The sequence below is a fragment of the Streptomyces sp. WI03-4A genome (genome assembly GCF_033792105.1).
Taxonomy (GTDB): Bacteria; Actinomycetota; Actinomycetes; order Streptomycetales; family Streptomycetaceae; genus Streptomyces; species Streptomyces collinus_A.
Window position 1 is genome coordinate 49,554 of record NZ_JARAUO010000001.1, and the last position, 13,780, is coordinate 63,333.

12 protein-coding genes and 1 pseudogene are annotated in these 13,780 nt (G+C 74.1%); 7 read left to right on the forward strand and 6 right to left on the reverse strand.

What is annotated here, in order from left to right; genetic code table 11:
• The first annotated feature begins 92 nt into the window (after positions 1-92).
• The 4 genes from PV343_RS00265 (at position 93) to PV343_RS00280 (ending at position 4,326) form a co-directional block, all read left to right on the forward strand.
• Positions 93-998, forward strand: coding sequence for a LysR family transcriptional regulator (locus PV343_RS00265; RefSeq protein WP_319144661.1), 906 nt, complete (start codon positions 93-95; stop codon positions 996-998).
• Positions 999-1,144: 146 nt separating this feature from the next.
• Positions 1,145-2,047, forward strand: a complete 903-nt coding sequence (locus PV343_RS00270; RefSeq protein WP_319144662.1) for an NADP-dependent oxidoreductase — start codon at positions 1,145-1,147, stop codon at positions 2,045-2,047.
• Between the two features lie 204 nt (positions 2,048-2,251).
• Positions 2,252-3,220 (forward strand): acetylxylan esterase, encoded by a 969-nt coding sequence (locus PV343_RS00275; RefSeq protein WP_319144663.1) that lies wholly within the window; start codon positions 2,252-2,254, stop codon positions 3,218-3,220.
• 362 nt (positions 3,221-3,582) lie between these two features.
• Positions 3,583-4,326: a GntR family transcriptional regulator gene (locus tag PV343_RS00280; RefSeq protein WP_319144664.1), complete on the forward strand. Its 744-nt coding sequence runs from the start codon at positions 3,583-3,585 to the stop codon at positions 4,324-4,326.
• A 20-nt stretch (positions 4,327-4,346) separates the two neighbouring features.
• Here PV343_RS00280 and PV343_RS00285 read toward each other — a convergent pair whose 3' ends face one another.
• A complete protein-coding gene (locus PV343_RS00285) occupies positions 4,347-5,075 on the reverse strand; it encodes a class I SAM-dependent methyltransferase (RefSeq protein WP_319144665.1) in 729 nt (242 codons plus the stop codon).
• Complete coding sequence (locus PV343_RS00290; RefSeq protein ID WP_319144666.1) at positions 5,075-5,644, reverse strand: PadR family transcriptional regulator; 570 nt, start codon at positions 5,642-5,644, stop codon at positions 5,075-5,077. Before PV343_RS00290 ends, PV343_RS00285 begins: the two co-directional genes overlap by 1 nt.
• 72 nt (positions 5,645-5,716) lie before the next feature.
• On the opposite strand from PV343_RS00290, the gene PV343_RS00295 reads away from it, so the two are divergent.
• Positions 5,717-6,115 (forward strand): nuclear transport factor 2 family protein, encoded by a 399-nt coding sequence (locus PV343_RS00295; RefSeq protein ID WP_319144667.1) that lies wholly within the window; start codon positions 5,717-5,719, stop codon positions 6,113-6,115.
• 26 nt (positions 6,116-6,141) lie between these two features.
• Here the strand turns inward: PV343_RS00295 and PV343_RS00300 are convergent, their stop codons facing one another.
• Complete coding sequence (locus tag PV343_RS00300; RefSeq protein ID WP_319144668.1) at positions 6,142-7,182, reverse strand: hypothetical protein; 1,041 nt, start codon at positions 7,180-7,182, stop codon at positions 6,142-6,144.
• Positions 7,183-7,609: 427 nt separating this feature from the next.
• Between PV343_RS00300 and rho the strand changes: the two genes are divergently transcribed.
• Complete coding sequence (gene rho, locus PV343_RS00305; protein WP_319144669.1) at positions 7,610-8,755, forward strand: transcription termination factor Rho; 1,146 nt, start codon at positions 7,610-7,612, stop codon at positions 8,753-8,755.
• Between the two features lie 174 nt (positions 8,756-8,929).
• Positions 8,930-9,811, forward strand: a pseudogene (locus PV343_RS00310) (D-alanyl-D-alanine carboxypeptidase family protein); the annotation flags it as partial.
• Between the two features lie 50 nt (positions 9,812-9,861).
• On the opposite strand, the gene PV343_RS00315 reads toward PV343_RS00310, so the two are convergent.
• The 3 genes from PV343_RS00315 to PV343_RS00325 all read right to left on the reverse strand — a co-directional run bounded on the left by PV343_RS00315 (position 9,862) and on the right by PV343_RS00325 (position 13,745).
• A complete protein-coding gene (locus PV343_RS00315) occupies positions 9,862-11,214 on the reverse strand; it encodes a glycosyltransferase 87 family protein (protein ID WP_319144670.1) in 1,353 nt (450 codons plus the stop codon).
• Positions 11,211-12,626 carry a polyprenol phosphomannose-dependent alpha 1,6 mannosyltransferase MptB gene (gene mptB, locus PV343_RS00320; protein ID WP_319144671.1) on the reverse strand — a complete coding sequence of 472 codons (1,416 nt, stop codon included), beginning with the start codon at positions 12,624-12,626 and terminating at the stop codon, positions 11,211-11,213. The genes PV343_RS00315 and mptB overlap by 4 nt, the downstream gene beginning before the upstream one ends.
• A 180-nt stretch (positions 12,627-12,806) precedes the next feature.
• On the reverse strand, positions 12,807-13,745 hold the full coding sequence (locus tag PV343_RS00325) for a glutaminase (RefSeq protein WP_319144672.1): 939 nt from the start codon (positions 13,743-13,745) through the stop codon (positions 12,807-12,809).
• Positions 13,746-13,780: the final 35 nt, after the last annotated feature.

Sequence of the window (13,780 nt, forward strand, 5' to 3'; positions counted from 1 at the left end):
AGCTGTGTGCTCTGTGCGGCGCTCTGGTGTCGACGGTATACAGCCCCTCGATTAACCTCAAATGCATGTAAAGCACGGCTAGGATTACTCGCATGCAATTGGACCTGAACCTGCTGGCCGCGCTCGACGCGCTGCTGGAGGAGGGCAGTGTGGCCGGGGCGGCCGCACGCCTGCATGTCACCGCCCCCGCGATGAGCCGGAGTCTGGGCCGGATCCGGCGCACGACCGGGGATCAGATCCTGGTGCGCACCGGCCGCACCATGACCCCTACGCCGTACGCGATCGCCGTCCGGGAACAGGTGCATGAGCTGCTTCACCAGGTCCAAGGGGTGCTGGCACCGAGCCGTGAACTCGATCTGGCGACCCTGGAGCGCACGTTCACCCTCCGCTGGCACGACTCCCTGGTCGCCCTGAGCGGCCCCGCGCTGCTCGCGGCCGTACGGGAAGAGGCGCCGGGCGTGCGCTTGCGCTTCGTCGCGGAATCGAGCACCGACACACCGGAGTTGCGGCGCGGCGAGGTGGACCTGGAGGCGAACGCCAACCACCCGGGCGCACCGGACGTCCGCGCCGAGAAGGTGGGCGAGTCCCGCCTCGTCATCGTCGTCAGGCAGGGGCACCCCCTCACGGGCGGCGGGAGAGTCACGGCAGATCAATACGCCGCCGCCGAGCACGTCACCGTCTCGCGAAGGGGAAACCTCGGCAACGCCCTCGACGACGCCCTCGCGCGGCTCGGCCTGGCCCGCCGCGTGGTGGCGACCGCACCCACGGAGGCCGCCGCGCTGGAGTTCGCGCGCGGTTCCGATCTCCTGATCAGCGTCCCCGAAGCCACCACGCGGTCCGCGGTCGCCGACCTCGGCCTGGTCGTGCTCCCCCTTCCGCTCGAACTACCGCTCGCACCGGTCTACCTGTCGTGGCACCAGCGCTACGACACCGACCACGCCCACACCTGGTTGCGCGGACTGGCGCGAACCGCGCTGACCCTGCGCGGGGCGTCATAGCCGTCCCGGACGCGTGTGGGCGGGCATGAAGTAGGGTCGCCGTATCGGAGTAGAAACGTGCTCCGGCCGGGCGGACAGCCGGACGGGGAGTACGCGCACACGCGGTATCGGACGATCCGCCACTCCTTCCACGGAAGGAGTGCGTCATGAAGGCCGTACGGTTCAGCCGGTTCGGCAGCCCGGAGGTCCTGGAGATCGTCGATCTCCCCGATCCCCGTCCCGGTGCCGGAGAGATACGGATCAAGGTGCGCGCCGCGGGCGTCAACGCCGGCGACTGGAAGAAGCGCCAGGGCCTGATGGACCAGGAACTGCCACAGACCCTGGGCTACGAGGCCGCGGGGCTCGTCGACGAGATCGGTGCCGGTGTCTCGGGTGTCACGGTCGGCGACCGGGTCTTCGGAGCCTCGCCGTACGGAGCCGCCCAGGCGGAGTCGGCCGTGCTGTCGCACTGGGCCCCGATCCCGGACTCGCTGGACTACGCGAGGGCTTCGGCGATCCCCGCCGCCGCCGAGACCGCGGCGCGTTCGCTCGACCGGCTCGGCGTCACAGCGGGCAGCCGCGTGCTCGTCAACGGGGCATCCGGCAGCGTCGGGAGTGCCGCCGTCCAACTGGCCGTGGAGCGCGGCGCGCGCGTCATCGGCACGGGCAGTCCAGGCACGCATGAGGCCCTGCGCTCGCTCGGGGCCGAGCCGGTGGCATACGGCGAGGGGATGCCGGAACGAGTCCACGCGATCGCGCCGTCGGGGGTGGACTTCGCCCTGGACGTCGCCGGCAGCGGTGTCCTTCCCGAACTCGTGGGACTTGTGGGCGCTCCCGAGCATGTGATCACGGTCGCCGACTTCCGTGGCGCGCAGCAGACGGGCGTCCGCTTCAGCCGCGGCGACGACGGCCGCGCCACCTACGCGCTCGCCCAGGTCGCCCGCATGGCCGACACAGGACGCTTCTCCATCCAGGTCGGCCGGACCTTCCCCCTGACCGAGGTCTCCCACGCGCATCGCGTCGGCGAAGCGGGGAGTGTGCGCGGCAAACTCGTGCTCCTCGTGGGCTGACCGGCCGCTGCACTGTGGCCGTGCCTCCGGCCTCGGACCTCGCCGATCAGCGCCGCACGCGGCTGGGAGCTTCACTCGACCGCGCCCCCACCAGCACCGGCTCCACGGGCACGACACGGTCCCATCACCGCCGTACGGTGAGAGGACGCTTTCTCCCACTCCCCCCTGCTCCCACCCGTGCTCCCTTCCCGAAGGCGGTCGCCGATGGCCCTGTTCGACCTTCCGATCGACGAACTGCGCGCATATCGCGGCCAGTCCGGTGCGCCCGAGGACTTCGACGCCTTCTGGGGCAAGACGCTCCAGGAGGCGCGGGAGCACGAACTGGACGTGCGTTTCGAGTCGGTGGAGACCGGGCTGTCCACCGTGCGGGTCCTCGACGTGACGTTCGCCGGGTTCGGCGGCCACCCGGTCAGAGGCTGGCTGCGGCTGCCCGCGGGAGCCACCGAACCGCTGCCCCTGGTCGTGGAGTTCATCGGCTACGGCGGCGGGCGCGGGCTCGCGCACGAGAAGCTGCTGTGGGCGTCGGCGGGCCGGGCGCACTTCGTGATGGACACCCGCGGACAGGGCAGCGCCTGGGGCGGCGGTGGCGGCACGACGGACCCGGTGGGCGCCGCGCCCGCCTACCCCGGGTTCATGACGCGGGGTGTCGACGCGCCCGAGAACTACTACTACCGGCGCGTGTTCACGGACGCCGTGCGCGCCGTCGAGGCGGCCCGTTCGCACCCGCTGGCCGACGCGGCGCGCACGGCGGTGATCGGTGAGAGCCAGGGCGGCGGGATCGCCCTCGCGGTCGGCGGGCTCGTCCCGGACCTCGTCGCGGTCGCCCCGGACGTGCCGTTCCTGTGCGACTTCCCGCGCGCCGTGACGGTCACGGACCGGCATCCGTACCGGGAGATCGGCCTCTTCCTCAAGACGCACCGGGGCCGGGCGGCCGACGTGCTGCGCGTTCTCTCCTATTTCGACGGCGTGCACTTCGCGGCGCGCGGCCGGGCCCCGGCCCTCTTCTCGGCGGCCCTGGAGGACCAGACCTGCCCGCCGTCCACGGTGTTCGCCGCGTTCAACGCCTGGGCCCACGCGGACAAGGCGATCGAGGTGTACGAGTTCAACGACCACGAGGGCGGCGGCCCGTTCCAGGAGGAGCGCAAACTGCGCTGGCTGCGGTCGTACGCCTGAGGGGGCGGACGGGCCGGGCGGCTCGCGCGAGCCGTACATCCGAGGGGCGGGGACCGGCCGCTCGCTCCGGTCCGCCGGCGGGCTTTCGGACACAACCGGTCCGGTGCCGACGACGGGTTCGCCGACCCCGGACGGGGTCCGGCGGGCCGCACGAGGGGCCGGCGGGCCCCTGACTGACGGGCGGCCGCAGGGGGGCGGCGCGGATGACCTCGGCCCCGCGACCCGCTGTGACGGTTGGATCGCGCAGGGTGTGTTTCGGCCGAACCGGCGGACCGCTCTTCCCTTGTGGTTTAGACCAATGCTAGATCTGGTCGCGCAATGAGCCTGTACGGCTACGTCTTGTCACCGACAGGAGGCGCGGCATGGCCCGCACCACCCCGCACGACCCCCCGCAGACCGACGGCCGGCCCCTGTACTGGAGGGTCGCGTCCCTGCTGCTGGACGAACTGCACGACGGCACCATCCCACCCGGGGAGCGGCTGCCGGGCGAGCGCCATCTGGCCCGGCACTTCGAGGTCAGCCGGGAGACCGTCCGGCAGGCGCTGGAGGTGCTGCGCCGCGGCGGCGTGGTCGCCACCGACCGGCGCGGCAGCCACGCCACGCTGCCGGGCGCCCCGGTCGAGGACCCCGCCTCGCTCACCTTCCCGGTGGGTGCCCGGCCGGCCGACCCCTGGGCGGTGGACCGGGCCACGGTGGCCTGGGAGGCACCGCCGCCGGAGCACGCGACGGCGCTGCGCCTGGCGCCGCGCCGGCCGACGCTGGTGCACCGCTACCGGTCGGCCACGCCGGACGGCCGGTCGCTGCGCACCGCGGTGACCTCGTTCTCCGCCGTGGCGCTGGCCGAGGTCGCGGAGCTGGGCCGGTACCGGGAGCGGGCCGACGGCGCCACCCCCGCGCAGTTGCGCCGGGCCTACGACTGGATGCGCAGGGCCGGTCTGACGCTGCACCACCGGGACTCCATCACCCAGCTCGGCGACACCTCGGCGGTCCGGGTGACCCGCCGGGTGCACGACCAGTACGCGCGCCCGCTGGAGATAACCGAGCTGGTGGTCGACGCCGAACAGGACGCGCTGGTCTACGAGTTCACGCTGCCGGCGGCGGGCTGACCCGGGCCGTCCCCGGCCGCCTACCCGGCCGTCCGCCGCGCCAGCACCACCCGGGCGCGCGGGCTGCCGTCGGCGCGCCGCCCGAACTCGGGCAGTGCCCGCAGCTCGACCGCGAAACCGGCGCTCCCCAGCTCCGCCAGGACGTCACCGAGCCGGAAGGCCCGGTAGTACATGACGAACGGCGGCCGCCACAGGGCGTTGCGCACCCGCATCACCGTGTCGAAGCCGAGCAGCGTCCAGTAGCCGAGGCCGGTGGGCCGGGGCGGGGCGAGGACCGGGAAGGCGAACCGGCCGCCGGGCCGCAGCACCGAGTGCACCTGGCCGAATAGTCCGGGCAGTTCGCGGGGCAGGAAGTGCCCGAACGCGCCGAAGCTCACCACCAGGTCGAAGGCGGCGGTGAACGGCAGGGCCCGGGCGTCGCCGCGCACCCAGGCGACGTCCGGGCCCGCGGCCGGTGGGTACCGCCGGGCGACGTCGAGCATGCCCGCGCTGAAGTCGAGGCCGGTGACGCTGCGGTGGCACAGCCGGGCCAGGACGTCCGTCCCGGCGCCGGTACCGCAGCACAGGTCGAGTCCGTCGTGGAACGGGCCGAGCGGGCGCAGCGCCTCGGCGACGGAGCCGAGCAGGCGCCCGGAGGTACGGAAGGGGGTGTGGTCGAACTTCGGGGCCAGCAGGTCGTAGCCGTGCTCGACGGACGACATGGCCTGGACGGCGAGTTCGCGCAGCGTGGGGCCCTCAGGGGTGAACATCACGCCGCTCCGGGGGTGGTCCGCTGTTCCAGGATCCCGAGAACGCGCTCGCACCAGCGCAGGATGTCCTCCTCGAACGCGATCCCGGCCATGAGGGTCAGGTAGGGACCGATCCGGTCCGCCGTGCGCAGGTACTCCTCCTCGGTCCGCCCGTCCAGGAGGCGCCGGCGCACCCGTTCGTAGCGGTCGCGCTTGCCGCGCGCCCAGCCCCTGCGCTCCTCGACCAGGGCCCGGGTCGCCGCCGGGTCGCCGCCGTCCATGGCCTGGATCTTGACGAGGAGTTCGTCGCGCACGGCGGTGGGCCGCTTGGGCGGTGCGGCGGCGAAGGACCGCAACGCGGTCCGGCCGGTCTCGGTGAGGGTGAACATGCGCTTGTTGGGCCGGCGTTCCTGCTGCACCGTCCGGGCCTCGACGAGCCCGTCCTGCGCGAGGCGCTCCAGCTCCCGGTAGAGCTGCTGCGGGGTGGCCGGCCAGAAGTTCGCGAGCGAGACGTCGAACACCTTGGACAGTTCGTAGCCCGAGGCCTCGCCCTCCAGCAGGGCTGCCAGGACGGCGTACTTCAGCGACATGTGGACACGCTAGCAGCAGGCGACTAATCTCCTCCGCACCTATTCAATTTGTTGACTATGCGAGGTGATCCGATGCGCGCGTTCCGCGAGGCGGTCGAGGCGGGCGACCTGGACGCCGTCGAGGCGCTGCTGGCCGACGACGTCGTCTTCACCAGCCCGGTCGTCTTCAAGCCGTACCACGGCAAGGCGATCACCGCGGCGATACTGCGCGCGGTCTCCGAGGTGTTCCAGGACTTCCGGTACGTCCGTGAGATCGGCGTCCCGGACGGGCCGGAACACGCCCTGGTCTTCACGGCGCGGGTGGGCGACCGCGAGCTGACCGGCTGCGACTTCCTGCGGGTGAACGAGGCCGGTCTGATCGACGACTTCATGGTCATGGTGCGTCCGCTGTCGGGCGCCCACGCCCTCGCCGAGGCCATGGGCGCGCGGTTCGAGCGGATCGCCGAGGAGGCGGCGGCCCGGCCGGTGTGACCGGTGACGGGCCGCCGCCGTCGGCGTCAGTCCTTGAGCTGTTCGAGGGTGGCCCTGGTGTCCGTCTTCAGCCAGTCGGAGACGTCGCTGAGCCCGGGCGGGGTCTTGTCCTGGGAGTAGGTGCTGAGGTAGGCGCTGTAGCTCATCGTGTACGTCACCCAGCCGTCGCGCACGGCGAGGGTGGCGTAGCGCGAGCCGCTGGAGGACCCGCTGGTGGTGTCCTGGCTGACCAGGTACGCCTCGTCACCGATGCCCTTGACCTCGTTCACGTCGTAACCCGTGTGGCTGTCACCGTAGTTCTTCCAGGTGGCCGTGAACTCCGGCCCCGGGTCGGTGCTGCGGTGCAGGTCGACCTGGATGGACAGATAGGCGTCCGCGTAGGAGGAGCCGGTCTTCTTCAGGTTGACGCTGCAGAAACTCTCGTCCAGCGCCTTGTCCTTGAGGGAGTTGTGGGTCGGCGAGGAGTCGCTCTCGGGGTACTCGTCCTTGAAGGACGAGTAGTCGGCCCTCGAGCACATGTCGGCGGGCGCCGAGTAACCACGCAGGTCCGCGCTGTCGCCCCGGCCGCCGATCAGGAACACCCCGGCCGCCCAGGCGACGGAGGCCACGACCGCGCCGACGGCGACCCACAGCACGGCCCGCCCGGCCCCGCCGCCCGCGGACGGCGGGGCCGGCACCTGCGCGTACTGCGGCGGCTGCGCGTAGGGATTCCCCGGCACACCCACCTGCGGCTGACCGGGCTGACCCAGCTGACCCGGCTGCCCGACGAGCGTCGGCTGCGCGTAGAAGGCCCCCGCCGGGGGCGACTGCGGATGCGGGTAGGAGTAGGCCGCCGGCTGAGCCGGTATCGCGGGCTGGGGCGCGGGCTGCCCCGGCTGTGCGGCGGGGTGCCCCGGCTGCGGCGCGGGTTGCCCCGCCTGTGGTGCGGGCTGCGCCGTGGGCGGTACGGGCTGCGGCGCAGGCTCCGGTGTGGAGGGCCCCGGCTGCGGGGCGGGCTGCGGCGCGGACGCCCCGGGCTGCGGTGCGGGCTGGTCGGCCGGCTGCGGGGGCTGGGGTGGCGTGGACATGTCCTGACAATAGAGCAGGTCCACCGGTCAAGTCCCTTCCCGCCCGGGATCGTTATGGTGTGCGGACATCTGATGCGGACCGGTGACACCCCGGGACACGCGGCCCGGTAAAGCCGCCCCCTCGACGCCCCGGGAACAGGACGCGCACCAGCGGTGTTGACATGGTTCCAGCGGGGCCGTGCCGCGCAGTGGTACGGTGCTTGCGGTACTCGTGCTCGCCCCCTTGAGGGCGCCGGTGCCGTTCTCCTCTCTCCGCGTTGACCCGTCCGTCGTTCCGCGACCCGGCGCGTCAGCCGCTTCACACCACCTCGTCTCACGGGGTGCCGTTCCCGTGGCCGCCCGGAGGCGCGTACGCCCTCCCGTCGCGCGGCCCGCTTCCCTCCCCCCTTCTGCCTGCTTCCGTATCCGAGTCCGCGAAAGGACCACCATGACCACCACACTCGAACCCCCGCACGTACAGCGGGCACCGGCCGCGGCGCCCGTCGTCGGCGTCCTCGACGTCGACGCGCACGGGAAGGGGCACCTGCGGGCCGTGACCTGCCTGTCCTCCCCCGCCGACCCGCAGGTGCCGCCCGCGCTGATCCGCCGTCACGGCCTGCGCAAGGGCGACCTCGTCGAGGGCGTGCGCGGGGCGCAGCGCACGCTGACCGAGGTCACGCGCGTCAACGGGGGCGACCCGGACGGCTCGCGGGGCCGCCGCCGCTTCCAGGACCTCACCCCGCTCCACCCGCACGAGCGGATCCGCCTCGAACACCCCGCGTCCGGCGCGGCCGGCCGGGTCGCCGACCTGTTCGCGCCGGTCGGCAAGGGCCAGCGCGGGCTGATCGTGGCCCCGCCCAAGAGCGGCAAGACCGTGCTGCTCCAGCAACTGGCCGCCGCCGTGGCCGGCAACCACCCGGAGTGCCGGCTGATGGTCCTCCTGCTGGACGAGCGGCCCGAGGAGGTCACCGAGATGCGCCGCTCGGTGCGCGGCGAGGTGTACGCCTCCACCTTCGACCGGGCACCCAAGGAGCACATCGCCCTCGCGGAACTGGTCGTCGAGCGGGCCAAGCGATTCGTCGAGGCCGGTGAGGACGTCGTCGTCCTGCTGGACTCGCTGACCCGGCTGTGCCGGGCGCACAACAACGCGGCGGCCGCCGGCGGCCGCACCCTGAGCGGCGGTGTCGACGCGGGCGCGCTGCTCGGGCCCAAGCGGTTCTTCGGCGCCGCCCGCGCGGCCGAGGAGGGCGGCTCGCTCACCATCCTCGCCACCGTCCTGGTCGACACCGGCTCCCGCGCCGACGGCTACTTCTTCGAGGAGCTGAAGAGCACGGGCAACATGGAGCTGCGCCTGGACCGGGAGGCGGCAGCCCGGCGCCTGTTCCCGGCCGTGGACATCGACGCCACGGGCACCCGCCGTGAGGAACTCCTCCTCACCCCGGCGGAGTTGACGGCCACCCGGGGACTGCGCCGGGCGCTGCGCTCCCGGGACGGCGCGCCCGCCGCCCTGGAGACCCTGCTGGAGCGGATGCGGGAGACGCCCGGCAACGCCGCCTTCCTGCGTCGCGTCCAGCCGACGCTGCCCGCGGGCTGAGCCGCGCCCGGGGAGGCCCGCGTGCGGCGTCCCGCATCCGCATCCGGCGTCCGGCGTCCGGCGTCCGGCGTCCGGCGTCCGGGGAAGGTGCCGCGTGCGGCATCCGGGTTGCTCCACTGGGCCGTCCGGCCCGGGCAGCGCGCCACTTCACGCCACCCTTCTTAGGTTGATCGTATGATCACCGGAATCTCTCGTCGGACGGCCGTCTCCGCCTGTTCCCTGTGTGTGGCGGGCGTGCTGGCGCTCGCGCCGGCCGCCGCCGCGACCGCGCACCGTGCGGGGGATCCCGCACCCCCGCGCCCCCGGGCGGCGGTGCCGCAGCCGTCCTTGCTCTACCACTCGGGCCCCCAGGTCAGGGCGCGCCGCGGCGCCCCCGAGGTGCCGGAGGTCTCCGCGCTCTCCTGGGTGGTGGCCGACGCCGGCAGCGGCGAGGTGCTGGCCGCGAACTCCGCGCACCGCAGGCTGCCGCCCGCCAGCACCCTGAAGACCCTGTTCGCCCTCACCGTGCTGCCCGGCCTGCCCGCCACCCGGCAGCACACGGTCCGGTACGAGGAACTGGAGGACGTGGGCGAGGGCAGCAGCCTGGTCGGCGTCGAGGAGGGCCACACCTACCAGGTGGCCGACCTGTGGCGCGGCGTCTTCCTCAGCTCGGGCAACGACGCCGTCCACGTGCTCGCCTCCCTGGGCGGCGGCTGGCAGCGGACCGCCGCCAGGATGCAGACCAAGGCCCGCGCGCTGGGCGCCCTGGACACCCATGTGGTCTCCCCCGACGGCTACGACGCCGACGGACAGGTCTCCTCGGCCTACGACCTGGCGGTCTTCGGGCGCGAGGGGCTGCGCAACCCCGACTTCGCCCGGTACTGCTCCACCGCGCACGCCCAGTTCCCCGGCGACGGATGGCCGTACGCGATCGAGAACACCAACCGGCTGCTGACCGGCGAGGACGGCGTGGCGCCGTACCCGGGGCTGATCGGCATCAAGAACGGCTACACCAGCAACGCGGGCAACACCCTCGTCGCCGCCGCACGCCGGGACGGCCGCACCCTGGTCGTCACGGTGATGAACCCGCAGGACGGCGGCGGGTTCGAGGTCTACGAGGAGGCCCGTCAGCTGCTCGACTGGGGCTTCGCGGCGGCCGGGCGGGTGGACCCGGTCGGCTCGCTGGACGCGCTGCGCGCCGCCTCGGCCGCGCCCGCGTCCGCCGCGCCCGTGGCGGCGACCGCCGGCCCGGCGCCGGACGACGACTCGGACTGGCCGGGCACCGTGGCCGTCGCGGGGCTCGCCGGGCTCGGCGCATTCGCCGTGACACGGGCGCTCAGGGCCAAGAACGCCCGGGGCGCGGACGGCTGACCGGCCGGCAGGCCCAGCAGCAGGCCGAGCGTGATCCAGGTGTAGGCGTTGCTCCCGAGGAACCCGCCCGGTCCTGAGGCGTCGTCGAACCAGAGCCACACCACGCTGGTGCACAGCACCGCGTACAGGGCGCCCGCGAGCCGCGGGTGCCCGGCGCGCGCCAGGACCGTGAAGGCCGGCAGCAGCCACACCAGGTGGTGCACCCAGGTGATCGGGCTGACCAGGCAGGCCGCCGCGCCGGTGAGGGCGAAGGCCGCCGCCCAGTCCCCGGCCGCCACGGCCCGTCCGGCGCGCCACGCCCACAGGCCGAGCACCAGCAGGACCGCCGCGGCCCACGGCGCGCGGTCGGGTTCGCCGAGGCGGGCGAGGACGCCCTGCAGCGACTGGTTCGAGACGTAGTCGAGACGGCCGACCCGGCCGGTGTCCCACAGCGCCTCGGTCCAGTAGTAGCGCGACGCGCCCGGGTCCGCCCAGGCGGCGAGGCCGGTCGCGGCGAGCGCCACGACGGCCGCCACCGCCGCCGCGCGCCACCGACGGGCGAGCAGCAGGAGGCCGATGAAGAGCGCCGGCGTGAGCTTCACGGCCGCCGCGAGCCCGATCCCGGCCCCCGCCCAGCGGTCCCGCCCGGCCGCGAGCAGCCGGCAGTCGCCGAGGACCAGGGCGAGCAGCACCAGGTTCACCTGGCCGAAGCTGAAGGTGTCCCGCAGCGGCTCGAACAGGGCCAGCGCGCACAGGGCGAGCGACCACCGGTACCAGCCGTGGCGCCGCCACCCCGGCCCGGCCAGGATCCGCAGTACCACCGCCAGCGCGGCCAGGTTCACCAGCAGGGACGCGGCGATCGCGGCCGGCCTGCCCAGCGCGGCCAGCGGCAGCAGCGCGAGGGCGGCGAACGGCGGATAGGTGAAGCCGTACGCCGTCCCCGGCACCCGGTAGTCGTAGATACGGCCGCCGTGGGCCAGCCAGGTGTGCACGGTGCCGTAGTAGACGCGCAGGTCGAAGAAGCCACGCAGCAGCGGCACGGTCGCCGTGAACGCGGTGACGGCGGCGGCGAGCGCGAGGACGAGCAGCAGCCGTCCCCGGTCGGTGCGCGGCGCCGGACGGACGCTCACGCGGTGCGTCCCGGCGCGGGTGTGCGGGCGCTCTGGCGGGCCTGCCACAGGACGACCAGACCGAGCAGCGCGCCGGATACGGCGAGCACCAGCAGGCCGGGGTCGGCCGGTCCGCCGCTGGGCAGCACGGCGAGGGCGAGGACGCCGGCCAGGGCGGCCACCCGGTGCCGTACCGGGGCGCTGGGCCCGGCGGCCGCGATGAGGAACAGGCCCCAGAGCACGTACCAGGGGCGGATCGCCGGGCCGAGGACGGCGACGGCCAGCAGGCTCAGGCCGAGGGCGTACACCGGGTGCGGGCGCAGTTGCAGCCAGATCAGCGAGACGGCGGCCGCGGTGGCGGCCAGGCCGAGCAGGTGCCAGGCCGGGACGGCCAGCGGGGCCAGGCCGCTGCCGAGGTGTTCGAGCGCGGCGCGGGTGGCCCGGCCGAGCAGGCTGGTGAGGGCCCAGTTGTGCGGCGAGACGGGGGTGGTCAGGGCGTGGATCCAGCCGTACCCCGTGCCGGCCACGGCGGTCGCGGTGACCGTGGTGGCCGCGGCGGCGGCCGTGGTGAGCGCGATCGCGTGCGCCGGGCGGCGGCCGGAGCGGACCAGCAGGGCCACGACGGCGACCAGGCCGAGCGCGGCGGGCGCCTTGACCAGGGCCGCCGAGGTGACGAGCGCGGCCCCGAGGACGGGCCATCGGCCGCACGCGGCGACCAGGCCGAGCCCGAGCAGGCCGAGCATGAGCGCGTCGTTGTGGGCGCCCGCGACGAGGTGCAGCAGGACCAGCGGGTTGAGGGCGCCGAGCCACAGCGCGGCGGCCGGGTCGGCGCCGCTGTGCCGGGCGAGACGGGGCAGCGCCGCGGCCATGAGGGCCACGCCGAGCAGCGCGAGCAGGCGCATGCCGAGCAGTCCGGCGGGCAGCCGGCCGTGGGTCAGTCCGGACAGCGCGGAGGCCAGGGCCAGGAAGGCCGGCCCGTAGGGGGCGGCCGTGTGCTGCCAGACGGGGGCGACCTCGTCGGCCAGCGGGCCGCCGAGCTGTGCCGGTCCCTGGGTGTACACGTCCATGTGGGCGTCGACCATGGCGCCCTGCGCGAGGTAGCTGTAGACGTCCCGGCTGAACAGCGGCGGGGCGAGCAGCAGGGGCGTCGCCCAGACGGCCAGGACCAGCAGCAGGGACCGCTGGGACGGTGGGCGCGGGCCGCGGACCAGCCGTCCGAGCAGCATCCAGGCGGCGGTCAGCAGCACGACCCCGAAGTAGACCGCGACCAGTCCGAGCGCGGCCTGTGCGGAGGCGGGCGCGAGGTGGTCCCGGACGGGCAGGGCGCCCGCGGTCTCACCGCCCAGGGCGAGGAAGGCGGTACCGGCCAGGCCCAGCACCTGGCAGCGGCGGAGGTCGACGGGGTGGTCGACGGGGATGGTCTTGGCCGGCACGCGGGCAGCGTGGCAACGCGGGATGGCCGCGAGACGACGCGGGACCTTCCTGGCCTGGGCCGCCGGGTGACCGGTCGGTGGCCCGTGCGGTCCGGCGACGGGCCGGGACGACGACGGCAGGCCCCGGGACGACGAAGGCAGGCTCCGGAACACCGGCCGGCCCCGCGAGGACGTCGGGGTCTAGAACACCGACAGGCCGGTCAGCGTCGTGAACCGGTCGAGGGCAGCCACTCCGGCCACCGAGTTGCCGCGCTCGTCCAGCCCCGGGCTCCACACGCACAGCGTGCACCGGCCCGGCACGACCGCGATGATCCCGCCGCCGACCCCGCTCTTGCCGGGCAGTCCGACGCGGTAGGCGAAGTCGCCGGCCGCGTCGTAGGTGCCGCAGGTCAGCATCACGGCGTTGACCTGCTTGGCCTGGCTGCGGGTGAGCAGCCGGGTGCCGTCGGAGCGGATGCCGTGCCGGGCGAGGAAGGTGGTGGCGAGGGCCAGGTCGCCGCAGGAGGCGGCGATGGAGCACTGGCGGAAGTACTGGTCGAGCAGGACGGGCACGTCGTTGTCGATGTTGCGGTAGGACGCCATGAAGTGGGCGAGGGCCGCGTTGCGGTCGCCGTTCGCGGTCTCGGAGGCCGCGATCTCCTTGTCGAAGTCCAGCGCGGGGTTGCCGCTCTCGGCGCGCAGGAAGGCCAGCAGTTCCCCGGCCGCGTCCCCGGTGCGGGTCTGGAGGCGGTCGGTCACGACGAGCGCGCCCGCGTTGATGAAAGGATTCCTCGGGATGCCGTTCTCGTACTCCAGCTGCACCAGCGAGTTGAACGGGTTGCCGGAGGGTTCCCGGCCCACGTGCTCCCAGAGTTCGTCGCCCTCGCGGGCCAGGTCGAGGGCGAGCGTGAAGACCTTGGTGATGGACTGCGTCGAGAAGGGCTGCCGCCAGTCCCCCACCCCGTAGACCGTGCCGTCCAGCTCGGCGACGGCCATGCCGAAGCTGCGCGGATCGCGGGCCGCGAGGGCCGGGATGTAGTCGGCGGGACGCCCGCGGCCGGGCGTGCGCTCGATCTCCTCGGCGATGCGCTCCAGGACCGGCAGGAAGGCGAGGGACGACGTCGTTGTCATGATCACCATTGTGCCTCCGGCCGGTCCGGGCGCGTAACCGCACG